The sequence below is a fragment of the Citrobacter sp. TBCS-15 genome (assembly GCF_005280815.1).
Classification (GTDB): Bacteria; Pseudomonadota; Gammaproteobacteria; order Enterobacterales; family Enterobacteriaceae; genus Citrobacter; species Citrobacter werkmanii.
Genome location: NZ_SZWK01000101.1, coordinates 220655 through 245685 on the forward strand (window position 1 = coordinate 220655; position 25031 = coordinate 245685).

Annotated in this window: 16 protein-coding genes and 1 tRNA gene; 5 read left to right on the top strand and 12 right to left on the bottom strand. The window is 47.7% G+C overall.

Annotated features, from left to right (window positions below; translation table 11 throughout):
- Positions 1–9: 9 nt before the first annotated feature.
- Positions 10–3834: an RNA-directed DNA polymerase gene (locus tag FDW96_RS04185; protein ID WP_252362851.1), complete on the bottom strand. Its 3825-nt coding sequence runs from the start codon at positions 3832–3834 to the stop codon at positions 10–12.
- A 159-nt stretch (positions 3835–3993) separates the two neighbouring features.
- Here FDW96_RS04185 and FDW96_RS04190 point away from each other — a divergent pair, with 159 nt between their 5' ends.
- The 3 genes from FDW96_RS04190 to FDW96_RS04200 are packed head-to-tail and all read left to right on the top strand — an operon-like array spanning position 3994 to position 10978.
- Positions 3994–6354, top strand: coding sequence for a class I SAM-dependent DNA methyltransferase (locus tag FDW96_RS04190; protein ID WP_137365254.1), 2361 nt, complete (start codon positions 3994–3996; stop codon positions 6352–6354).
- Positions 6354–7733: a restriction endonuclease subunit S gene (locus FDW96_RS04195; protein ID WP_137365255.1), complete on the top strand. Its 1380-nt coding sequence runs from the start codon at positions 6354–6356 to the stop codon at positions 7731–7733. Before FDW96_RS04190 ends, FDW96_RS04195 begins: the two co-directional genes overlap by 1 nt.
- Positions 7730–10978, top strand: coding sequence for a type I restriction endonuclease subunit R (locus FDW96_RS04200; protein WP_137365256.1), 3249 nt, complete (start codon positions 7730–7732; stop codon positions 10976–10978). The genes FDW96_RS04195 and FDW96_RS04200 overlap by 4 nt, the downstream gene beginning before the upstream one ends.
- 152 nt (positions 10979–11130) lie before the next feature.
- Here FDW96_RS04200 and FDW96_RS04205 read toward each other — a convergent pair whose 3' ends face one another.
- The 7 genes from FDW96_RS04205 to FDW96_RS04235 form a co-directional block, all read right to left on the bottom strand.
- Positions 11131–12363: an McrC family protein gene (locus FDW96_RS04205; protein WP_137365257.1), complete on the bottom strand. Its 1233-nt coding sequence runs from the start codon at positions 12361–12363 to the stop codon at positions 11131–11133.
- Between the two features lie 3 nt (positions 12364–12366).
- Complete coding sequence (locus tag FDW96_RS04210; protein ID WP_137365258.1) at positions 12367–14541, bottom strand: McrB family protein; 2175 nt, start codon at positions 14539–14541, stop codon at positions 12367–12369.
- A gap of 40 nt (positions 14542–14581) precedes the next feature.
- The gene (locus tag FDW96_RS25370; protein WP_252362852.1) at positions 14582–14788 is read right to left on the bottom strand and encodes a hypothetical protein; all 207 of its coding nucleotides are present in this window, start codon (positions 14786–14788) and stop codon (positions 14582–14584) included.
- A gap of 657 nt (positions 14789–15445) precedes the next feature.
- Positions 15446–16762 carry an inovirus-type Gp2 protein gene (locus FDW96_RS04220; protein WP_137365259.1) on the bottom strand — a complete coding sequence of 439 codons (1317 nt, stop codon included), beginning with the start codon at positions 16760–16762 and terminating at the stop codon, positions 15446–15448.
- 105 nt (positions 16763–16867) lie between these two features.
- On the bottom strand, positions 16868–17071 hold the full coding sequence (locus tag FDW96_RS04225; protein ID WP_074388486.1) for an AlpA family transcriptional regulator: 204 nt from the start codon (positions 17069–17071) through the stop codon (positions 16868–16870).
- A gap of 132 nt (positions 17072–17203) precedes the next feature.
- Complete coding sequence (locus FDW96_RS04230; RefSeq protein ID WP_137365260.1) at positions 17204–17998, bottom strand: hypothetical protein; 795 nt, start codon at positions 17996–17998, stop codon at positions 17204–17206.
- Positions 17999–18114: 116 nt separating this feature from the next.
- A tRNA-Ile gene (locus tag FDW96_RS04235) sits at positions 18115–18190 on the bottom strand.
- 124 nt (positions 18191–18314) lie between these two features.
- On the opposite strand from FDW96_RS04235, the gene mug reads away from it, so the two are divergent.
- Positions 18315–18821: a G/U mismatch-specific DNA glycosylase gene (gene mug / locus FDW96_RS04240; protein ID WP_069324359.1), complete on the top strand. Its 507-nt coding sequence runs from the start codon at positions 18315–18317 to the stop codon at positions 18819–18821.
- 45 nt (positions 18822–18866) lie between these two features.
- Here the strand turns inward: mug and rpoD are convergent, their stop codons facing one another.
- The 3 genes from rpoD to rpsU all read right to left on the bottom strand — a co-directional run bounded on the left by rpoD (position 18867) and on the right by rpsU (position 23075).
- On the bottom strand, positions 18867–20711 hold the full coding sequence (rpoD, locus tag FDW96_RS04245; RefSeq protein WP_038634001.1) for an RNA polymerase sigma factor RpoD: 1845 nt from the start codon (positions 20709–20711) through the stop codon (positions 18867–18869).
- Between the two features lie 164 nt (positions 20712–20875).
- Positions 20876–22621 carry a DNA primase gene (dnaG, locus tag FDW96_RS04250; RefSeq protein WP_038633998.1) on the bottom strand — a complete coding sequence of 582 codons (1746 nt, stop codon included), beginning with the start codon at positions 22619–22621 and terminating at the stop codon, positions 20876–20878.
- A 238-nt stretch (positions 22622–22859) separates the two neighbouring features.
- Positions 22860–23075, bottom strand: a complete 216-nt coding sequence (gene rpsU, locus FDW96_RS04255; protein WP_001144069.1) for a 30S ribosomal protein S21 — start codon at positions 23073–23075, stop codon at positions 22860–22862.
- Positions 23076–23311: 236 nt separating this feature from the next.
- On the opposite strand from rpsU, the gene tsaD reads away from it, so the two are divergent.
- Complete coding sequence (gene tsaD, locus FDW96_RS04260) at positions 23312–24325, top strand: tRNA (adenosine(37)-N6)-threonylcarbamoyltransferase complex transferase subunit TsaD (protein WP_042311072.1); 1014 nt, start codon at positions 23312–23314, stop codon at positions 24323–24325.
- 87 nt (positions 24326–24412) lie between these two features.
- Here tsaD and ureG read toward each other — a convergent pair whose 3' ends face one another.
- Positions 24413–25030, bottom strand: coding sequence for an urease accessory protein UreG (ureG, locus tag FDW96_RS04265; protein WP_038633986.1), 618 nt, complete (start codon positions 25028–25030; stop codon positions 24413–24415).
- Between the last annotated feature and the right edge of the window lies 1 nt (position 25031).

Sequence of the window (25031 nt, forward strand, 5' to 3'; positions counted from 1 at the left end):
TAATATTTATTACATTGTGATTCCTGCAGGAGCAGTTTTTTTATCTAACCCGGATTGCATACTTTTTCCTACATTATCACGACGGAAATCAAACATGTTCATTTCAAACGTACTTATAGCTACCTGATCATTGCCATGAACATGAGCAATCAAACGATTAAACGGCTCCTTGTAAGGTGCTTTAGCGTAAGATCCGCCGAATTCCCCTGAGTTAACGAGCACAACATGCTGGTACATATGATAATGCAGTGCTTCAACCATGGAATCGAATGTATTAACATCCCTGTTTAATGCTGCCACAAGATAAGCATTTGATTTATCCCTGAGATCTGCACTTAGTGCGATGTCGGTTGCGTCATAACAAATGGAGCCTGTGAGAATAAATCCTTTTTTATCAGGGAATTGGGGGTGAACAAGTTCAAGCATCAATTGGTATGGTCTCCAGGGTTCAACCCGGCCTTTCTCATCTTCCATCATATTATGCTTGCCTTGAAGTCTTATCATTTCTTTCTGGCTGCTATTGCTTTTAGGTGGGACAATCCAAACGGCACAATTATTTGGTCCTTTGATTCCAGGTTGCTCAATAAATGTCAGGCCCGAGTATATGATTGCATTGGTTTTTCTAGATAAGGCGATGAGTACATCCAAATCGTCACTATGTACAGCGAGCTCAGGCCATACTATTAAATCAATGTTCTCTATTTTTTCACCATGAGTTCGTTGAGTTGTTTTTTGTGCAAGCGTGTGTTTTACAACTAAATCAGCCACTTCAGCAACATGTCTGCGATGAATCACTCTATATTTTGCGGAGTTTAAAAGAAGTCCATGGCTGGCAAAATCTTTCGTTGCAGGCAGTTTTGACTGGACCATAGCAACTGTTAGGGCTTTTTTCGAGTCAGACCAGTCGAACTGTATTTTTTCTGTAAGTCCCGGAGTTCCTGATAGTTTGCAGTAATCCTGCTTAAGCTTACTCAGCCGAGCATCAACTAGTTTTCTGACAGCATCTACTGTAAAAATTGCTGGCCATTGATATCCATTATCACCCACTGAAATTCCCGGCCAGGCAAGCAACTTGGATAAGAGTGTGGTAAGCCAACCAGAAACCTGAGAGTTCTCACCGGCAATGGACTCAGGTGTTGTCATCATCCCCAATTGACGTTTGTCTCTACTAGTTTTAATACCCCGATAACCCTGTTTGGGGGAAATTGCTTGACCAAAATCTGTCCAGTCTTGTTTGCCGAGTAGTACTGATCGGATGCACATGGCAACTCTATACAATATTTGAGTGTCTGCATCATCCGTGAAAATAGAATCGACCCATCCCGATGATTTGAATAATTTTGCATCCACATCCATTCCTGCATCGAAGACATTCGATGTTGGAGGGTTGGAGTAGTTATGAAACGTCACTTTAGTGTTTGCTACACTTATTTGATAATCTTTTTTATTATCCAGGCAAACAATCCTGTCCAATAAAAGGGCTTGCATCAGTTTTAATGCCATTATCTCATTGGAAAATGGGTTATCAGGTCTTGATATGATTCTAAGTAATGAGTGACTACTTTTTATCATGCCTAAAGAAGTCGCCAAAGGTTGTATATCTATATGGCATTCATTAATTATTGTTTTCACGGAGTCTGAGTTTAGCCACTTCTGTTGTAAAGGTCGTGAATGATAAACTAAGGATTTAAACAATGATAAGTTTTGATGTGATATTATGCTAACTATTTTCTTCAATTTTATGACGTGTTCTTTGTCATAAATTCTTTCGCACAAAGAAGCACATGAGCGAATAAATGGTTTGTTATCTTTAACTAATTGACTAGCCAGCAAAATACATGAGGCTATTGTCTTGCTATCCATTTTAGTGGGAAGTGTAATTGTTCTAAAGCCTGATGCCAGTTTTAAGATAAGATCATGCCTGGCATCAGTGCCATTTTTTTCTAATGTATTATCTAAACGCACAAGCAACAGAAAACTAGCCTGATTAATTAACAGGTTCCAAGTTTCGTTGTCAGAGGCGCTGCGCTTATTAATGAATGTCGCGGCACAATGTTGTATTTTTTCAAAGTACCCATCCACATTGGCTTGCGCAGGGAATGCATAGGTATCTTTTTTATGAATAGTCATTGCTGAATGTCGAAATATTTCAGCAAGGCAATAAGTAGCTACAGCACTTTGTTTTTCATTATCGCTTTCAATGAGGGTGCAAAGCTGTTCAAGTATAGGGTCTAATAGCTTAGGATCTGGGAAAAGTTCCAGTCCTTTCTTGAGTAGCAGTGCCAGTGACGGGTCATGGCTCCAACAGACAATAAAACGCCGTGCCAAACGTTCTTGCAGATAATCCCATTCCCCGGCAATAACATCCCCATCAGTATCTATATCCTGCGAGGTGAAATGTCTTAATTCTTTTAGTATCTTACTGATTTTATTTGCAGAAAAACGCTTGAGGGTATCCTCCCTGACATCGAAACGGTCTTTTTCAATCTCAGCTAATCGATTTGATTTACCATTTTTCGGTGGTTCAAAATCGGTTTTTGTTAGACTTAATAATGACTCAAGATGCCCAAGTTGTTCGTTGGCGCTATCCATTGATATTGGACCACTTAACTTGGTCTGGATGTTTTCTAGGCTGCGTGAGAGGCCCGCTGATTTACCTCTAAAAATCTCTATTTTTGTTTTTTTAGGGTTAATTATCAGTCCAAGATTATCTATTTCATGGTTAAGGAGATTAGTTATTGCATCATTTATGAATTCGGTATTATTATTTTTTTGTTTTTTAACCTTAACCACAATCCGCATATCATCGACATATCGACAGTAATCAATAAGTTTAATGTTATCAGCGATGTTTGTGTTGATTTTATTTTGCAGGAATAGATCTAATTCAAGTAAATAAATATTTGAGAAAAATCCTGCGGCAACTAATCCCTGAGGGATGCCTTTGGGTATTTCTTTTACTTCGTCCGACTTACATAGGCCATAATTCTTTATACTAGATGCAGTCCAGTCCCAGTTTGTAAAACATTTAAATAAATGATTGATGAGAGGGTTTTCTTTATTGTTTATTGGCTCACTGATATGGCTTTTTATCTTTTGAATTAGAGTCTTCCTGTTTACTAAATCGAAAAACTTCGCAAGATCTAGTTCTATGATGTAAACGGCTTCGTCCGGCGAAATTTCACTTTGCGCTTTTGACGCAAAATGATAAGGCCTATTTAAAAATTTCCGATAGTCAGTGAAATATTTACTATATGTCACTGTTGCACCGAAGCTATGCTCTGCTTTATCGTCAATATACTGACAATAAAGTCTATTTCCGTAATTGACGATACCTTTCTGGTGGACGATGTCATAGCTGGTGTCTGGGTTTCCTTGCTTGGTTTCTATTGTATTGGCTAGGCACATCATGACTAATGTCATGATGGTTTGTTCAGCTATGGGTATATGGGCAAGGGGGCGTAGGGTAAGTTCTTTTTCATCACAAGGTTGCCATAGAACCTTATTTTCGACAGTCTTAAACTCCCATTTACAGGCTTTTGGTACAGGAACAAGTTGTAGCTCTGAAAATTTAAATTCTTTTTTGTCCTGCATTCTTTTGACCCAATCTTTACAGTGCTGCATTAGGTCCAAAGCCGACAGGTCTAGTTCAAAGTTGTCAGCATACCAATTTGTGGTACGTATGTAGTGATGGCTTTTCTTCCAGGCTAGGGCCATGAGCAGTGGATCGGTAATGTACTCATCTGTTAACTGAAGCTCTTGATACTTTTTATTAATAATTGGCATAGTTTTTGTTTTTAAAGGTTTGTGATTGTTTTTTTCTGTTTTCTTCAAAAGTAGATGTTAATGCTTTTTAATCTTAAAAGTACATGTCAGCCCCTGTGACCCCCATCACCATTGTGTTTCAAACTGATGCGTTATAAGTCAAAGCATCTTATGCCTGATGGGGTATAATCTTGCCACTTTTTTATGCCATTTTTTTGGGTGTCGCTCATGACTAACACTAACTTTTCTCAAACGGCTGCGTTTATCTGGTCGGTGGCCGATCTGCTGCGCGGTGATTTTAAACAGTCTCAGTACGGGCGTGTGATCCTGCCCTTTACACTGCTGCGCCGTCTTGAGTGCGTGTTGGCGGAGACCAAAGATGCGGTGGTGGCGAAATATGATGAGTTAAAAACCAGCTCACTGCCGGAAGATGCTAAAGAGAAGTTTCTGCTGCGCGCCAGCACATTTTCCTTCTTTAACACCTCGAAGATGGATCTGGGCAAGATGGGCCAGAACGACATCAAAGCCAACCTGGAAAGCTACGTGCAGGCGTTCTCCCCGGACGCGCGCGAAATCTTCGAACACTTCAAATTCAGCGAGTTTGTCGGCCTGCTGGAAGATGCCAACCTGCTGTTCAAAGTGGTGAAGATTTTCGCCACCACCGATCTCAGCCCGAAAGCGATTTCCAACTATGAAATGGGCCTGGTGTTTGAAGAACTTATCCGCCGTTTCGCGGAAAGCTCTAACGAGACTGCTGGTGAGCACTTCACCCCACGCGATATCGTGCGTCTGACCACCTCGCTGGTGTTTATGGAAGATGATGAAGCCCTGACGCAGGACGGTATCATCCGCACCATTTACGACCCGACGGCCGGGACTGGCGGCTTCCTCTCTTCAGGCATGGAATATGTTCACGAGCTGAACCCTAAAGCAGTCATGCGTGCCTTTGGTCAGGAGCTGAACCCGGAATCCTACGCAATCTGTAAAGCCGACATGCTGATCAAAGGTCAGGACGTCAGCCGTATTAAGCTGGGCAACACCCTCTCTAACGACCAGCTGCCGCTGGATCAGTTCGACTACATGCTCTCTAACCCACCGTTTGGTGTGGACTGGAAGAAGATTGAGGGCGAGATTAACGACGAACATACGCAGAAAGGTTTTAACGGTCGCTTTGGCCCGGGACTGCCGCGTGTTTCCGACGGCTCGCTGCTGTTCCTGATGCACCTGATCAGCAAAATGCGCGACAACCACAATGTGGATGGCACCGTGAGCAATGGTGGGCGGATCGGGATTATCCTTAACGGTTCCCCACTGTTTACCGGTGGTGCGGGCAGCGGTGAGAGCGAAATTCGACGCTACATTTTGGAAGCCGACTTGCTGGAAGGCATTGTCGCGCTGCCAACGGACATGTTCTACAACACCGGCATTGCCACCTACGTCTGGATACTTTCCAATAAGAAAGCGCCTGAGCGTAAGGGTAAAGTGCAGCTGATTGATGGCACTAACCTGTGCGGCAAAATGCGTAAATCGCTGGGTTCCAAGCGTAACCTGATGGGCGAAGACGATATCAAGCTGATCACGCAGACCTTCGGTGATTTTGAGGTGGTGGATGCCACAACACTGGAAGAGCTTGGTCTGGAGAAAGCCGCCGAGCAAAAATCCAACCGTGGTCGCCAGCCTGCCACCGCCAAAATCGAAGCGCCGAAAACCTTCGCCAGCAAAATCTTTAACAGCACCGACTTTGGCTATCGCCGCCTGACCATTGAACGCCCGCTGCGTTTATCTGCTCAGGTGACGGATGAGGCGATTGCGACTCTGCGCTTTGCACCGAAGCCGTTTAACGCACCAATGGAACGTCTGTATGAAGAGTTCGCAGCCCAATGGCAGGAAGAGACCTATGGTGATTTCTCCGAACTGGAAGCTGATGCGCGCGCCATCATCAAAGCTGAATTTGCCGAGCTGAAAGAGAAGCAGATTAAAGATCTGCTCGACAGTAAACTGTGGCTGGCGCAGCGCGCCTTGATGGAAAAAGCGCAGCAGATTCAGACGGCTCTGGGTACGCAGGCGGGTGGCGAGACGCTGGTAAGCAATGACTTCAACCAGTTCCAGCTGACCCTGAAAGGGGCCATCAAAACGGCTGGCGTGAAGCTGGATGCGAAAGAGAATAAGCAGTTTATCGATGCCATCACCACCAAAAATTCGGATGCCGAGCCGGTGGTGAAGAAGGCACTGAAAGAAGCCGCTCAGCCGCTGTACGGTGCGTTTGAATACAAAGGCAAGGTTGTTGAGTTTGAGCAGGACGGCGAGCTGCGTGATAACGAAAACGTGCCGCTGAACCCGGCAGTCTCCACCAGTGACCTGATTGAAAACTACTTCAAAGCCGAAGTGCTGCCGCATGTGAATGACGCGTGGATCAACGCTGATAAGCGCGATGCGAAAGATGGTGAGGTGGGGATTGTCGGTTACGAGATTCCGTTTAACCGCCATTTCTACGTTTATCAGCCACCGCGCCCGCTCGAAGAGATTGATGCCGATCTGGATGCGGTCAGCGCCGAGATTATGAAGCTGCTGCAGGAGGTACATTCCTGATGGCTAAGTATAAGGCGTATCCGGAGTATAAGGATTCAGGGGTTGAGTGGCTGGGGGCGATTCCTGAGGATTGGCAAACGTTACGTGGAAAGTATGTATTTAAGGAAGTAAAGGAATTATCTACTACCGGAGATGAAACATTGCTTTCGGTGTCTGAATACTATGGCGTTAAGCCTAGACAAGATACAATCGAGGACGGTGACTTTATCTCAAGAGCTGAATCATTAGTTGGCTATAAAAAGTGCCAGCCTAATGATTTAGCTATGAATATTATGTTGGCCTGGAAGACGGGGCTTGGTGTTTCAGATTATGAAGGAATCATTAGCCCAGCGTATTCAGTTTTCAGATTTAATACTGCAAAAGCTTTACCTGCGTACATGCACTATCTTCTCAGAACTAAAATCTATACAACCCATTTTAAATTGCTTTCTACTGGTGTTATTGATTCTCGTCTTCGGTTATATCCCGAGGTGTTTGGGACAATTGAAATTTTATTGCCTAGGCTTGATGAACAGACAAAAATATGTGCATTTCTTAATCACGAAACTGCAAAAATCGACAGCCTGATCGAGAAACAACAGCAATTGATTGAGTTGTTGAAAGAAAAACGTCAGGCAGTGATTAGTCATGCCGTTACCAAAGGGCTAAACCCAGATATGCCGATGACAGATTCTGGTGTTGAGTGGCTGGGGGAAGTGCCAGCGCATTGGAAAGTATCAAAATTAAAATACTTCGCTTCTATTCAAGGTGGTTTTGCATTTAGCAGTGATTCTTTTACTCATGAGGGTGTCCAAATTTTAAGGATTGGTAATCTCTATCAAAATAACCTTGAGATTGAACGGCAACCTATATTCCTCGATGTTAATGAACTCGATGGATTTAGAGATTTTGTTATTTGTAAAGATGATATTTTAATGTCGCTCACTGGTACATTAGGAAAGCGTGATTATGGATTCGCTATAAAAGTTGATCGAGATGATGTTTTTTTGTTGAATCAACGTGTTGCGAAAATAACTCCTGATGAAACCAGACTCTGTCGAGACTTTCTGCTTTATATCCTATGGTCTGATTCATACTTAAATCAGCTATATTCTTTACCATCAGGGACTAAACAAGCAAACCTTTCGAATAGTAATGTTACTGATATTCTTGTGGCATGTCCGGCAGAAATATCTGAGCAAAAATCTATTATAGAAATGGTTACAAAACAGATGGAAGTATTTGATTCACTGATGGATAACTCATTAAGTTTAATGGAGTCTCTCCAAGAGCGCCGCACCGCCCTTATCTCCGCCGCCGTCACCGGAAAAATCGATGTCCGCGATTGGGTTGCCCCTGTCGCGCAGGATATTGAGGCATCACAGGAGGCCATCGCATGAGCGTGGATAGCACCAAAGAGCTGATTTTCCAGAATGAAATGATTGCTCAGATGGAAGCAAGAGGTTGGATTTGTGGCAAAACGGACGGCTACGATCGCGAACGTGCGCTTTACTCCCAGGATGCTCTGACCTTTGTGCAGACCACACAGCCGCAGGAGTGGGAGAAGTTTGCCAAAATTTATCCTACCGATACCGAGCGTCATTTCCTCGATGCGCTGGTGGCCCAGCTGAAAAAAGCGGACATCAACGCTACCGATACTTTGTCTCGCACTTATGGCACACTCGGCGTGCTGCGTCATGGTATCAAAAGCCATAATGCGCGTTTTTCCCTGTGCCAATTTAAGCCGGAACATAACCTCAACCCGGAAACCCTGGCGCGCTACAAACAGAATATCTGCCGTATCGTGCCGGAGCTGGTTTACAGCCCGCATGCGTCGAACGCCGCATTTGAAGAAACGGGCGTGAAGGCGAAGAAATGGCGCATCGACCTGGTGTTGTTCGTCAATGGCCTGCCGATAGCGACCCTGGAGCTGAAGTCTGAATTTAAGCAGATGGTGCAAAACGCCATCACGCAATATAAGAAAACGCGTTTACCAAAAGATCCTGGCACCAATAAACCTGAGCCGCTACTGACCTTTAAACGCGGCGCGCTGGTGCACTTTGCCGTCAGCCAGTACGAAGTGTTTATGGCGACCAAACTTGAGGGTGATAAAACCTTCTTCCTGCCGTTTAACAAAGGCACCCATGACGGTGGTGCGGGGAACGATATCCCGGAAGATGCCAATGACTACGCCACCAGCTACCTGTGGAACGAGGTGCTGCTGCCGGACAACCTGCTGAAAATTCTCGCCAGCTTTGTGCATCTGCAAATCGAAGAAAAAGAAAACGCCATTGGTCTGAAGTACAAAAGCGAGAGCCTGATTTTCCCGCGCTATCATCAGTGGGACGTGGTGAACAAACTGATCGCCGCCGCAACGGTGGAAGGGACTGGCAATAAATACCTGATTCAGCACAGTGCGGGTTCGGGCAAATCGAACTCTATTGCCTGGACGGCCCATCAGCTTTCCCGCCTGTACGACGAAAATGGCGAGAAGCAGTTTCACTCGGTGATTGTGGTGACGGACCGCACCGTGCTTGACGACCAGTTGCAGGACACCATCTATCAGTTTGAGCATCAGGACGGCGTGGTCGGGCGTATCAATAACAAAGAAGGCGACGGTTCTAAATCGGAGAAGCTGGCGAGCGCGCTGGAAAACTCACAGCCGATCATTATCGTCACCATCCAGACTTTTCCGTTTGTCCTGAAGGCGATTGAAAACAGCGTCAACCTCAAGCAGCGTAAATACGCGGTGATTGCCGATGAAGCGCACTCCTCGCAGAGTGGTTCTACGGCGCGTCAGCTGAAAGAGGTGCTGATGACCGAAGAAGCTGATGACGATGTGGAGATGTCTTCAGAAGATATTCTGGACGCCACCGTCGCTGCGCGTAAAGGCAGCAATAACCTCAACTATTACGCCTTCACCGCTACGCCGAAAGCCAAAACCCTGGAGCTGTTTGGTCGTCGTCCTAATCCGCAGGAACCAGCGTCGAAAACGAACAAACCGGAAGCATTCCACGTTTACTCCATGCGCCAGGCCATCGAAGAAGGCTTTATTCTTGATGTGCTGAAGAATTACACCAACTACAAAGTGGCGTATAAGCTGCTGCAAAAGCTGGACGATCCTGACCGGGAAGTGGACAGCAAGAAAGCGAAAATCAAACTGAACCAGTGGGTGTCGCTACACGATCATAACGTGTCGCAGAAAGTGAAGGTGATTGTTGAGCACTTCCGCAAGCATGTGATGCATCTACTGGCCGGTCAGGCAAAAGCGATGGTGGTGACCAGCTCGCGTAAAGCGGCGGTGCGCTACAAGCTGGCGTTCGATAAATACATCGCCGAGCAAAAGTACGACAAGATAAGCGCAATGGTGGCATTCTCCGGGGAAGTGGAATTCCATGAAGATGACCACAACAGCCTTGCGCTGCTTAACCAGAAGTTCACCGAAATCAATATGAACCCAGGCCTGAAAGGCCGGGATATGCGTAAAGCATTTGATACCGACGACTACCAGGTGATGCTGGTGGCCAATAAATTCCAGACCGGTTTTGACCAGCCTAAGCTCTGTGCCATGTATGTGGATAAAAAGCTGGGCGGCGTGGAGTGCGTACAGACGCTGTCTCGCTTGAACCGTACTTATCCAGGAAAAGCGCAGTCCGGTACGTTTGTGCTCGATTTCTACAACGAGCCCGACGAGATTCTGGGAGCTTTCCAGCCGTACTACCAGACAGCAGAACTGACGGATGTCAGCGACCCGCAACAGGTTTTTGAATTGTTTGAAAAGCTACGTACCAGCGGCATTTTCCTGTGGAACGAAGTGGAGCAGTTCTGCGAGGCTTTCTTCAGCAAAAACAAATCCAATGCGGCCATTAGCAATATCTGCAAACCTGCGGTGGAGCGCTGGAAGCATCGTTATACCTCAGCGATTGATGCGTATGTGCTGGCGAAAGAGATGTTTGAGCGCACCAAAAAGACCGGCGATATTGTGCTGATCACCAATGCGGAAAACACCTTTAAAGAGTGCGAGAAAGAAAAAAGTAAGCTGGATATCTTCAAGAAAGACCTCGGCAGCTTTGTCCGTTTTTACGAGTTTATGTCGCAAATCGTCGATTACGATGACAAGAACCTGGAAAAACTGAGCCTGTTTGCCCGCCATCTGCGTCCGTTACTGCATGAGCAGCGCATCGAAGAAGATGAGATTGATTTAAGCAACGTGGAGATGAGCCATTACCGCTTGTCGAAGCTTCACGAACAGCATCTGAAGCTACAGGAAGATGCTGAAGAGTACAAAATCAAACCGGGGAATGATGTCGGTACGGCGAAGCCGAAAGATAAGAAAGAAGAGTTTCTGTCGAATATCCTGGCGCGCCTGAACGAGCTGTTCGTCACCGATAATCTGACCGATAAAGACATGATCAATTATGCCTTCGCGGTGCGCGACAAGCTGTCAGAAAACCAGGCGGTGATGACCCAGATTGCGAACAATACGCGTGAGCAGGCGATGCTGGGCGATTTCCCGAAAGCCATTGATGATGCCGTGATGGACAGCAACGACGCCCAGCAGGAGATGATGGTGCAATACCTCTCTAATCCTGAATTGGCGAAAGGCTTTGCCCGCGTGGTGTTTGATATGTTGAAAGGGGCGTAGTTTTTTTAGCTGGCCAGGAGTGGGGATGCGTTGTCTGGTATGGAACGCAGGTAAAATGTATCCCCATCTGCGGTGGCAGACCCGAAACCACCAGCCCATTCCCTGTAGGGATAAATGGACTGGGAAAAGTGTAGCGGTATCAGGGACAGTTTTTAGGACCAGTTTAGTATCTGGTTTTTTTCTATCGCCACAGTTTTAACGGCTAATTTCGGTGCATGCATTCCTTGTAGTGTGTAACCGTAGTTGGGGCGTAATCCCGCCTGATTTGGATAAATCAGCTGCAAATGAGGAACCTCATAGCAACCTGCATAGGCGTAAAGTTGGTAAATATCGCTGCTGGAAACCCCCAGTTTGCGGTCTGCTGCATTAAGTAATTTCCACTTTGTGTCTGCAATTAATTGTGGAACTCCATTTTCATCGACAAGGGCTATGTCTGGTCGCAATTGAAACTGCGGGGAGTCGTCTGCACGCATCGCCAGATATTTTCGCGGTCCTTGTGTACGAAGAAGCCAGCCCTGCTGGTGGGCCCATGGTTTTAACTTTTCTGCTACCCATGCTTCGAATAGGCGATTCATATCAAACAACAATGAAAATAGCGGTGTACCTCCCGCCAGTACATCCGGTTTAATCGCTGCAATAAATAATCGGCACTGTTCAAGGACAGGCTGGAACCGTTGGTTAATACGATCGCTTTTGAGTAATTTGAATGACTGCAAAGTGATGGGCACATCGCTAATTCCGTCAAAATGCATCAATAGTTCGGATAACCGCTTTTTGGTTTTTCCTGAGTGTGTCCAGGGCATTAACAGACGCAGGGTAAAGCGGAGTATTTGATTCAGAACCATATCTTCGCTGAAATCGTCGAAGCGACAATACAGCCGCTCTCTGTGAACCAGATTGTGTCGGACATGCTGCGGGATAACCAAACGACCACGCATTACCGACAAATTTTCTTCCTGTTCTATGTAATTTCGCAACTTGCCTTGAAGGATCTGTGTATGCAAATCATGGCAAAAGTGCTGGATAAAAATATCCAGCAGACTATGTTGGTGGGTCTTGATGCCTGCCTGCGCACCTTTATGTGTACGCATTATTCGGGCGGTATACAGCATTTGCACCAATGCCTCACGGCAGGATTCAGGATGTTCTTCTTTACCGTTTATTTTTGGCAAGATTTCCAGTGTTAAGTCGTCCAGTTGGATGACACCGCAGAATTGTGCAAACCGCACCGACTGATGTCCCCAGCTAAAAGCGCCGTTAGGAAGATTTGGAGCCAGCTTTTCCAGTAGCCGGGCATGATGAATGCCCAGCGCATGCTGGGCGGCTGCTCGTTCAGTGATCACTGGTAGCGAACTATGCTCAATCACCGACAGAATTTCTGCCACTGCTTAATCCTCGTAAATTTTACGAATTGAGTCGGGAGTAATTTCTTGTGCAACTGAAACCCGATATTCAACAACCTCTTCAAAGTCATCGTGGGTAAAGCCAAAAACATCTTTGCTGGTCAACTTAGCATGTCTAATCAGCGGAGCTTCAATCAACTTGCCGGTAGCGTCAATATCGCGGAACACAAGCTGTATTTTGTACCAGTCTTCATAGAAGTATTCCTGCAGGAGCGGAATTAACTGGTTCAGGAAAACCGTCTTTAGCTGTGTGAGGTTAGTCACCGGGCAAAGATAAGCATGACCAAGCATGAGATCGCGGCTCAGAAGAAAGCGGATACGGTGGTTCATCGCATCCAGCAGTTTGCGCAGGTTAATCTGGTTGCCATCTTCATCAAGAATATTTCCCGCATCATCTGAACCAGCTATTTTGCTGCTGTCCGGCATCAATTCTTTAAAGCGGAAGCGACGGCGTAAAGCGGTATCCAATAGTGCGATTGAGCGATCAGCGGTGTTCATCGTGCCGTAAATATCCAGATTTTTAGGCACTCCAAATGGCTCGCGAGAATAGGGCAGGGTAATGCGCATGCCCTTGTCGCCGCTGGTGCGTTTGTCGGTTTCAATCAGAGTTATTAACTCTCCGAAAATTTTTGCTACGTTGCCACGATTAATTTCATCGATAAAGATGGCGTAGCGATGCTCCGGATCAGCTTCGGCACGCTGGCAGATACGGCGAAATACGCCATCCTGTGACGAATAGCTTAATTCACCGTTCTCTTCATTCAACTCTGGGCGAATACCTTCTACGAAGTCTTCATAGCTGTAAGCTTGATGGAAAGTGATGAACTCGTAGCGGTTGATAGTCTTATTATTTTTAGATGGCTTTTTAAGTGAAGAAACCAAATTAACTAAATCAGAACATTCTTCTCGAGCTTCGGAAAGCAAAAACCATGTGCTATCGCTATTTTTATCAAAAAGGTAAGGCGCTGTACGGCGCTCAAGTTTCACTGTATTCGAGTCAATAGCTGCATGATTTTGCAAGGTTGACCAAATGGTTTGATGCAAATTTTTTGTTCTTTCTAAGGCTGTAGCTTTGGTTCTCACAAATTCATGTTCGCGAATAGCTGGTACTTTTGCATTACCACCTAAATCGGTTAGTGCCATAAAAATTACATCACACCATGATTTATCTGCTAGCTGTTCGGTCAGCCATTGTTCGCGCGTTAGTGTCTGCGCTTCGCTGACATATTTTGCTTTCAATTGATTTAATTCGTAGGTCTTGCCTGTTCCCGGCGGGCCGAACAAAATTAAGTTCAATGGCTCTAATATTTTTGGCTGCGCGAGCAATTCATCAGTGGGCTCGATTACCGCAGACTTTTCGACTGGTTCTGTGGTTTTTTGCCAGACCTTGGATAATGGTGGGATGTAGAAATCGAGCTGCTGAGTATGTTGTTTTTCTTCCTGCTCATGACGAATCTCTAGTAGCGCTCTGTCCATCGCTACCGCTGAAAGTTCTTCTTTCTGATGTGGCTTGAAGGCACGGATGATAGTACGGCGATCACTGCTGCTAAAAACGCGTTCAAATTCATCGGGGAACAGCAAAAACATCAGCATATGGCGGAACTGGCGGCTGGCATTTTCAGGAATAACGCTAAGCCACTCTCCAAACGAGAAACCGTTACTCAGTTGCGCTTCGCGCCCGGCAGAGGGCAGAGCTAATAGCGCCTTAAGCACATTCGCGAGATACGCAAATTCGCGCGCGCGAAAAGTATTAAACCCTGTTCCAGCGCTGCCGACACCAGCAAGTACTGTGCTTTGCAGCATAGCGTGATGGGTATCTAGCGGCTCGCCGGATAAATCCCAAATAGTGTTTATTTGCTCACGCTTGGTTTTGACGCTGATATTGCTGGCGCAGAGATACAGTAGCCAAAGCATTTCCGCAGTGAGTTGTTTTGCTTCAGGTGAGACACTGGCTAACTGTTCTTTAAGCCGAAGCATGAAATTGCCTTCCTGCTCTAACTGGCTATTAACCACATTACTCTCAATCTCTGCCAGATACTGGCTGTTCCAGAGGTTTTTGTCGCTGAAAAGCGATATGCCATTAACCAGGCAGCGCTGACGCCATTCACTGGCTGCATTTAAAATTTGTTCTGCTTGTTCTTCACCGGTATAGCGGCTCATCCTTGTGATCCTTTTTTATGAATTAAGCAACTGATGGACATTAGTTAATGTGGTATGAGCCATCTTCCATTTTAGTACCATAAGTTTCCACATTTCTTTCAATCATCGTGCGGATACTGGTATCCAAAATATCGCCGCTGGCTTCCGTTTTTTCTTTTCTTAACGCAGTCTGCAACTGTGAAATGTTACCTGTACTGCACCACATCGGGCAGAGTGGCGCTCTTGCTACATTTCTTTTGCGAGACATGAGCCCCGCAGTAAACAGTCAAAAGGGTGCTCCTGATAGCCAGCATATATCGCTATTGACAGATGGATTTGAACGAGATGTTGCTGCTAGATGTGGTGCAGGTTGTCATTGCACTGCTCTTCAGCAGTGGGGACACTGTTACTCTACAGTGATCACTGGCTCTTGATGTGAATCTATATGTGGCCATCAGAAACGAACTGAAACGTTCAATCAGCTAACCCCCTGCAGTGACTTTTGTGTTGATCGGTTTATAACGCGTTGATATTAAAGGAAAAATAAAAGTTATCATATGAGTGCAAGGAGGGGCGAGTCTTATCTCATTGAAAGTATTAGTAATTAAAAGAAATCTTCATTATTTTGTGTATGGGATAAATCAGAAGGAAAACATTTTTTTGAAGTAAAAGGTGTTTAAAGGGGATTAGTCCCAGCGGATATGTGGCAGTAAGCAGATATAAATTGGCTTACAGGAGGTAATCAACGTTGTCTGTGCGTTAATGTCCGTCAAGAATTGAGAGGTACTTCAGTTATCATGCTGCACAATAATTCCCTGGTAGTGCCTGATAAGGCTCTGCTTACTGATGGCGGCTAAGTGTTTATATTTAAGTTACGCCGCGCTCAGTAAGTATACCAGGAGACACTGTTATGGTGTTTTCATCTCTATAACCATGGTTTCAGCAGGAACGGATCGATCAGGCCTATAAAGGGAAAATCGACTATGTAACGTCTGGCAGTGCTGGCGACCAGATTGTGTTCACGGCAATAGTCGGCAACAGTCCAGACTTTCGGCCAGTACTTTTGATAATATCGATCAAAGTGCTGGCTCCAGTGAGAGCTCATTGGTTTACGCCGTAACTGCTTTTTAGCTGTTTTATGATTCAGTCGGTGATTGTTAATGTAGTCATCCAGTGTGGATTTGCTTTTCTGGAAGCAATAGCGATGCCATGCCCAGTGAATAATTTTAAGGCTTTGCCCCCCAACACGGCGACAATTGGCATATACCCGTACTGGATTCAACTTGTATTTGTGTGCGTAATCAGAAAGGCTGATCCCAGTAATCAGAGCCTCGAACACGTAGTTATGACGATGGCCGGACCAACGTGGTGAATTACACCACCATTTATTTTCGTCATAAAGTTCATAGGATGAACGCTTACGCAGAACGGCGGGTAATCGGGCTTTGCCCAGAAAATATTTGTCCAACATTCCTGAGTTGGTGGATTTCAACACCATATCCTGATTGTTGGCTTTCGTCTCCGCTTTTTGGTTGATTGGCTTGGAGGGTGTTATTGCAGATTTTTGGCGTGAAGGCGCGACAGGTTTCGGTTTGCGCATGCCTGAGCCAACAAGTTTAATACCTTTATCAATTGACTCTTTTGTTCGGCGCTTACCCAGATAGCTAACTCTTAGCATCAGTTCGGTATAGGTCTTGAGATCATTTTCGCTCACAAAGTAATAACCGTTTTCCGGGAACCATACCGAACCACCAGCAACCTGTTCCCAACAATGTCGGACAATCGTATTCAGCTTATTTGGATAACGGATATAGTTGCCATCCAGCATCAGCAAATAGTGATAATGCTGTGCTTCCCCTGAGCCCTGCTCTCTTACCCAGAGATAGCTGATAAACGATTTTGGGTAATTCTTACTTAACTGTCGGAAAAGTAAATTATGGAAATCATCCATTATGCGATTATCCGCACTGTAGGTCGGGAGTCGAAAATCATATCTGACCGCAAGGAAGCGAGACATCGCTGATACCTTGTCAACTGCCCCGAAGATTCTTTTCATGATCTTCGTGTCCTGGTCGCGTTTCTCTGGCAGCACAGACCACATCACTTCTTTGAAAACAAACGTTCCCTTTGGCTGATATTCAACAAGGTTGCCAGGCTTATCGAGCGTAATAGTATTAAATACCGGGGTGAGTTCCTGACCTGGTGAGGGCTTTGTTGCTTGATTAATCAGAGAATTGCTCATGTTTTAACGAGTCGCAGAAGAGGTGAAAGTAATCGTTTTTGTTCCAGTTTGTTTCATTGTTAGATGAAGAAAGGGCTGAATATTTCAGCCCTTTAACAAACAGAATTACTTGTTATTTTGCTCAAGCCAGCATTGATACGTATTGGCTGGCCATCCTACGGTTCGACCCTCATGCATTATCGGCTGTGGGAACATGCCAGCTTTAACCCAGCGGTAGAGGGTGGTGCGACTGCAATCGAGGAGCTGAAGCATTGTATCAATGCGAATCAGACGTTGGGGCTGATGAAGGGCGACAACCTTATCAGACATGGTTGGTTTATTTTTCAATTGAATAACTCCTGGTGGTGAAAGCTGAAACTGAACGGAGTTAATCAAACTGAACGGTATATTTCCCGTGTACCTTCCTGAAGATTACTGGGTACCTTTTGTAACTATTTCTTTTTATGCACTTTTTCTTTTTGCTTTTTTGGCTTCCCGAAGAAATTCAATATTCTGATTTGGTTGTTCTAAAAGATGTAAGGCGAAGCCTAGCTCTTTAGATGCATTCTCACGAGACATCGGAAGTTGTTTACTGTGAGGCCAGAACGCAGAGGCATGTTTTTCTATCTGATTCAGAAGTTCAGTAACTGTTGGGACGACCTTTTTATTAGCGTCTCTTTGATTTTGAGAGATAACCGCAAGGGCTGTGATCAGCAACTCTTCTCGTTTGATAGCATAACTTTCCCCTCTTAGTGGCGGGGGAGTCGAGTGCTTTTGCGCTGCTAGCAACTCGAAATATTTTTCTTTGTAGTCAGGCTCATCTTCGATGCTATCCAGAAGCTCGAAATCGAGGATAGGGGCAATAGCGTCACGCAAGAAGCCATGTGTACGAAGTGACTCGTCGTTACTGATATCTTCATCGTAGATACAAAGAAGTTGGGAAAGGGTCTTCGGGCGCTTCTCCAATTCTTCAGGGGACATTTTCCCTTTCATTGGGGCGGATAGTAGGTCCCAGGCAAAATGGTCATCGGCAACAGCGTTTAGTTTGTTTCCGTCCAGGCGGTATAGTTCCGGATGATGCTCAACCGACAGGGTAGTTAACAGCACAGAGGCGAAGTCTTCGTACATGGCTTCTGGGTCTTGAGCTTTGGCTGAACGAAGAAGATCATAAAGGCTAATCCAGTCCTTTACCGTTAACTCAGGGGGACGGGCCATACGGCGCATTTTTTTCTCTTCAACTTTATCCTTAAAGCTCATGCTAAATCTCCCTGACTACGGCACCTACAGTTGAGTTACGTCACCCATTACGTCACCCAGATTGAAACAAAACAAAAAGGACTTAGCCAGTTTCCTGTCTAAGTCCTTGTTTTATTTGGTGGCCCCTGCTGGACTTGAACCAGCGACCAAGCGATTATGAGTCGCCTGCTCTAACCACTGAGCTAAGGGGCCGTGGCGGTGGATTATAAAGTAACTCCGCGTCGCAATCCAGCCATAAGCGTACGGATGCTGATTTTATAAACAATGTATTTTCAGTCCGTTATACTGTTACTCTGATGTATTGTTCGGAGTAATTATGGTTAAGGACATACTGGCACCAGGGCTGCGGGTGGTGTTTTGCGGCATCAATCCGGGGCTATCTTCCGCAGGTACGGGGTTCCCCTTTGCGCATCCCGCCAATCGCTTCTGGAAGGTCATCCATCAGGCGGGATTTACCGATCGCCAACTCAAACCTGAAGAGGCGCAACACCTGCTGGACTTCCGCTGTGGCGTGACCAAGTTTGTCGACAGACCGACGGTGCAGGCTAATGAAGTGAAGCTACAGGAGATGCGTAGCGGTGGCCGTAAGCTTATTGAAAAGATTGATGACTATCAGCCCGCCGCGCTGGCGATCCTTGGCAAGCAGGCGTTCGAGCAAGGCTTCAGTCAGCGCGGAGCGCAGTGGGGAAAGCAGACGCTGACCATTGGCGCGACGCAGATTTGGGTATTGCCAAATCCCAGCGGATTGAGCCGGATTACACTGGATAAGCTGGTGGAGGCGTATCGCGAGTTGGATGACGCGCTGGTCATGCGCGGGATGTAAATAAAAACGCCACCTTGCGGTGGCGTTTGAACTTATACGGCGAGATTAATCGTCCAGGAAGCTACGCAACACTTCAGAACGGCTCGGGTGGCGCAGTTTACGCAGCGCCTTCGCTTCGATCTGACGGATACGTTCGCGGGTAACGTCGAACTGTTTACCCACTTCTTCCAGCGTGTGGTCGGTGTTCATATCGATACCGAAACGCATACGCAGCACTTTCGCTTCACGGGCGGTCAGGCCAGCCAGCACGTCGTGCGTTGCGGCACGCAGGCTCTCGGTAGTGGCAGAGTCCAGCGGCAGCTCGAGGGTGGTATCCTCGATGAAATCACCCAGATGCGAATCTTCATCGTCGCCGATCGGCGTTTCCATGGAGATAGGCTCTTTGGCGATCTTCAGCACTTTACGGATCTTGTCTTCCGGCATCAGCATGCGTTCGGCCAGCTCTTCCGGCGTCGGCTCGCGGCCCATCTCTTGCAGCATCTGACGGGAGATACGGTTGAGCTTGTTGATGGTCTCAATCATATGCACCGGGATACGGATGGTGCGCGCCTGATCCGCGATAGAGCGGGTAATTGCCTGACGGATCCACCAGGTTGCGTAGGTGGAGAACTTGTAACCACGACGGTATTCAAACTTATCAACCGCTTTCATCAGACCGATGTTGCCTTCCTGAATCAGATCAAGGAACTGCAGACCACGGTTGGTGTATTTCTTGGCGATAGAGATAACCAGACGTAAGTTCGCTTCAACCATCTCTTTTTTCGCACGACGGGCTTTCGCTTCACCGATGGACATACGACGGTTGATGTCTTTAACCTGCTCAATGGTCAGGCCGGTTTCTTCTTCAATCTGCTGCAGTTTCTGCAGACCGCGGTGAACGTCATCTGCCACGTCGTGCAGTTTTTCAGACCACGGTTTGTTCATCGCGATGGCCGCGTTGAACCACGTTTCGCTGGTTTCATTGCCAGTGAACAGGGTGATGAAGTTTTTCTTCGGCATTTTGCACTGCTCAACGCAGAGCTTCATGATCAGACGTTCCTGAGTACGCACGCGGTCCATCATGACGCGCATGCTGTTTACCAGGTAGTCGAACTGTTTCGGCACCAGGCGGAACTGTTTGAACACTTCAGACAGCTTCTGAATTTCTTCCTGCGCGGCAGCATGGCTGCGGCCTTTGGCCTTGATCGTGTCGCGGGTGATTTCGTACTGGGTACGAAGTTCAGCGAATTTTTCACGCGCTAATTCAGGGTCGATGCTGTTGTCGTCATCGCTGCTGTCGTCGTCATCTTCTTCATCTTCGTCTTCATCTTCATCCATCTCTTCTTGAGAGAGTTCAGAACCGACGTGGGTCGCCGTTGGCGCCATGTCTTCTTCCGCGTTCGGATCGACAAAGCCGGTGATGAGATCGGACAGACGCGCTTCTTCAGCTTCTACGCGATCGTATTGCTCAAGCAGGTAGGTGATGGCTTCCGGGTATTCGGCTACGGAGCATTGAACCTGGTTAATCCCGTCTTCGATGCGCTTAGCGATGTCGATTTCGCCTTCACGGGTTAACAGTTCAACGGTACCCATTTCACGCATGTACATGCGGACCGGGTCAGTTGTACGGCCGATTTCGGACTCAACGCTGGACAGAACCTGGGCAGCCGCTTCTTCCGCGTCTTCATCGGTGCTGTTGGAGGTTTCAGCAAGCAGCAGATCATCGGCATCAGGTGCTTCTTCCATCACCTGAATACCCATGTCATTGATCATTTGGATGATGTCTTCGATTTGATCTGAATCGACGATATCTTCCGGCAGATGGTCATTGACCTCGGCATAGGTCAGATAGCCTTGCTCCTTACCACGTTGGACAAGAAGCTTCAGCTGTGACTGCGGGTTTTGCTCCATAAGACGGTATCCACACTTAATTCGTTTGATTGGTGTTGGGCGGTAAAACCGCCAACGGCAAAACGAGGGCATACTTATATTTTGCCGCTGCCTCTCCGTGCGGCTGTCGGGGGCTTCCCGATCGATATTCGGCAGTTAAGCCGTTAAATACTTTTGTCTTTCAGCTATTTCTTGGCCAGTTCCTGGTTCAGCGTCCAGAGTTCCCGGCGTTCTTCGCTGCTTAAACCGTGTGTGCGCTCACGAGCTATCAACTCTTCCTGGCGCAGTTCAAGCATCGAATCAAACATATGGTTGAGTGAGTCGGTGAAGGTTTTTTCTGCGATATCTTTATCTGCTATATCGTCCCACATCGACAGTTTTTCAAGGGTTGCAGCATCATTTGTGCCACGATAGTGCTCTAACAGTTGGCCGGTGGTCAGGCCTGGCTGAGCCAGACAAGTGTTGACCAGTTCTCTGAATAAGCCAAGTCCAGGCAGTTTATTACTGTCCAGTGCGCCTAACGGCGGAACCAGCGGAGCAAGGTCCGGATTCTGCACCAGCAACCCTATAAGTATACGCATGGTCGTACGTTTTAGCTGTGGAACAGGGCGGGAAGCGCCATTTTCTGCCAGTTTTGGCATTAAACGTTCAAGCTGACTGTCATCCAGAATGCCGAGCTTGTTTCCCAACTCCTGTCGCAGGTAAATGCGCAACGTTTCGCCCGGCACCTGAGTGATCAGCGGCAGCGCCAGCGTGCTGAGCTGTGCGCGTCCGTCCGGGGTACTCAAATCCACCTGTGGCAACAGGCTATTAAATAAAAACGCGGAGAGCGGCAACGCCTGCTCCATCCGGGCTTCGAAGGCCTCTTTCCCTTCTTTACGCACTAACGTATCGGGGTCTTCGCCATCAGGTAAAAACATAAAGCGTAGCTGGCGGCCGTCTGTCATATAGGGCAGTGCGGTTTCCAGCGCGCGCCATGCTGCATCGCGTCCGGCGCGGTCGCCGTCGTAGCAGCAAATCACGTTGTTCGTCGCGCGAAACAACAGCTGGATGTGATCGGCGGTGGTTGACGTCCCAAGGGATGCCACGGCGTAGTTAATGCCGTATTGCGCCAGCGCTACCACATCCATATAGCCTTCCACCACTAACAGGCGCTGCGGATCGGCGTTATCCTGCTGGGCTTCATAAAGGCCATACAGCTGGCGACCTTTATGGAAAATATCGGTTTCCGGGGAGTTCAGATACTTCGGCAGGGCATCGCCCAGCACGCGTCCACCAAAACCAATGACCCGACCACGTTTGTCGCGGATGGGGAACATCACCCGTTCGCGAAAGCGATCGTAACTGCGTCCCTGATCGTTGGTGACCAACATCCCCGCATCGACCAACGATTTGCGATTCTCAGCATTGCCGCCAAACCGTTTCAGGACGTTGTCCCAGCCGGGGGGCGCAAAACCAATAGCAAAACGGGTGATAACGTCGCTACTTAATCCTCGCTTTTCCAGGTACTGGCGCGCAGGGGTAGCGGCGGGCTGCATCAAAGACTGTTGATAAAAAGTGTTCAGGCCGTCCATCAATTGATAAAGGCTTTGCCGTTGATGGCGCTCTATCTGACTGGGGCCACTGCCTGCTTCATAGGGCACTTCAAGGTTGTGCATTGCGGCCAGTTCTTCGACGGTTTCCACAAACTCGAGCTTGTCGTAGTTCATGAGAAAGTCGACGGCGTTGCCATGCGCGCCACACCCAAAGCAGTGATAAAACTGTTTTTCACCGTTTACGGTGAAAGAGGGGGTTTTTTCGTTATGGAACGGACAGCACGCGTGATAATTTTTGCCCTGCTTTTTCAGCTTTACCCGCGCGTCGATGAGATCGACGATGTCGGTTCTTGCCAGCAGGTCATTAATAAAAACGCGAGGAATTCGTCCAGCCATAAGCCCCTGTTTTTTGATGACTCATATACACAAAATCATTCAGGATGCATCAAGGCGGCAAGGAAGCGAATCCTCAGGAGCGTACAGCAAGTACGTGACTGGGGTGAGCGACTGCAGCCAACACTGAGGCAGCTTGAATGATGACGTGTATAAACGAAAATAAGCCGCGCATTCCTTCCGGAAGCACGGCCTTACAACTACAACTCAGTCTGAATTGAGAGCCTTAGCTCTCAATGGATTAGTACAGACGAGTACGGCGTGCGTTTTCGCGAGCCAGTTTCTTCGCGTGACGTTTCACAGCAGAAGCTTTAGCGCGCTTACGTTCGGTAGTCGGTTTTTCATAGAACTCACGACGACGAACTTCCGCCAGAACACCTGCTTTTTCGCATGAACGCTTGAAGCGACGCAGTGCTACGTCGAACGGCTCGTTTTCACGTACTTTAATTACCGGCATGTAACTCTCACCTTTAATAAATTCGGTTTGCCGCTGGCATCAACGCCAGCTTATTTCAAAATGGTGCGGAATTTTACTGCAATTGCTGCTGCTTTGTAAAGCACCCACGCGATTTTGAAAGGGACTTTTATAAGGACAAGGAGTATACACGAGGCATGCGCCTGGGGCGAACAAAGTTTTACATCAACCCGCATTGGTCCTACACTGCGCGGTAATAGAGCGAGGTAAAACAAGTCATGCGTGTACTGGGTATTGAAACATCCTGCGATGAAACCGGCATCGCCATTTACGACGATGAAAAAGGTCTTTTAGCCAACCAATTGTATAGTCAGGTGAAATTACACGCTGACTACGGCGGCGTAGTGCCAGAACTGGCCTCGCGCGATCACGTACGTAAAACCGTACCGTTGATTCAGGCCGCGCTGAAAGAAGCGGGACTCACGGCGAAAGAGATCGATGCGGTGGCGTACACCGCAGGTCCGGGTCTGGTTGGCGCGCTGCTGGTCGGTGCAACCGTAGGACGTTCACTGGCGTTCGCCTGGGACGTGCCGGCAATTCCTGTGCACCATATGGAAGGGCATTTGCTGGCGCCGATGCTGGAAGAGAATCCTCCTGCTTTTCCGTTCGTCGCGCTGCTGGTTTCCGGCGGGCACACGCAATTGATCAGCGTCACCGGTATCGGTCAGTATGAATTACTGGGCGAATCGATTGATGATGCGGCAGGTGAAGCGTTCGACAAAACCGCCAAGCTGCTGGGGCTGGATTATCCTGGCGGCCCAATGCTGTCTAAGCTGGCGTCACAGGGTGTGGAAAAACGCTTTGTCTTCCCGCGTCCGATGACCGACCGTCCGGGACTGGATTTCAGCTTCTCCGGCCTGAAAACCTTCGCCGCGAATACGATTCGTAATAACGAAAATGACGATCAGACGCGTGCAGATATTGCCCGAGCGTTTGAAGATGCGGTGGTTGATACGCTGATGATCAAGTGCAAACGCGCGCTGGATCACACCGGTTTTAAACGTCTGGTGATGGCGGGGGGCGTGAGCGCTAACCGCACGCTGCGCGCGAAGCTTGCCGAAATGATGCAAAAACGCCGCGGCGAAGTGTTCTATGCACGCCCGGAATTTTGTACCGACAACGGGGCGATGATCGCCTATGCGGGTATGGTGCGTTTTAAAGCGGGCGCAACGGCGGATCTTGGCGTGACCGTACGTCCACGCTGGCCGCTGGCGGAATTACCGGCGGCGTGAGTTTTTTGCCCGGTGGTGGCTTTACTTACCGGGCCAACAAAACCGTAGGCCGGGTCAGGCGAAGCCGCCTCCCGGCGATAAACCACGCTACACCCGCAACATTCCTTTCTCTTCCAGAAACGCAATAATCGTCGCCAGACCGTCGCCCGCTTTCAGGTTAGTAAACGTCCACGGACGCTCGCCGCGCATGCGCAGGGTATCGCGTTCCATCACCTCCAGCGAAGCGCCCACGTAAGGGGCCAGATCGGTTTTGTTGATCACCAGAAAATCGGATTTGGTGATCCCTGGCCCGCCTTTACGCGGGATCTTCTCGCCTTCGGCAACGTCGATCACATAGATCGTCAGATCCGCTAATTCAGGGCTAAAGGTGGCGCTCAGGTTATCGCCGCCGCTTTCCACAAAAATCAGATCCAGGTTGCCGAATTTCTCGCTCAGCGCTTCTACCGCGGCCAGATTCATCGACGCATCTTCGCGGATGGCGGTATGCGGACAACCGCCAGTTTCCACACCAACGATTCTGTCCGGTTCCAGTGCGCCAGCCTCGGTGAGAATGCGCTGATCTTCTTTGGTGTAGATATCGTTAGTCACGACCGCCAGTTGATAGCTGCTGCGCATGGCTTTGCATAACGCTTCCAGCAGCGCCGTTTTGCCGGAGCCAACCGGGCCGCCAACGCCCACGCGCAGGGGATGCTTGTAATCACTCATT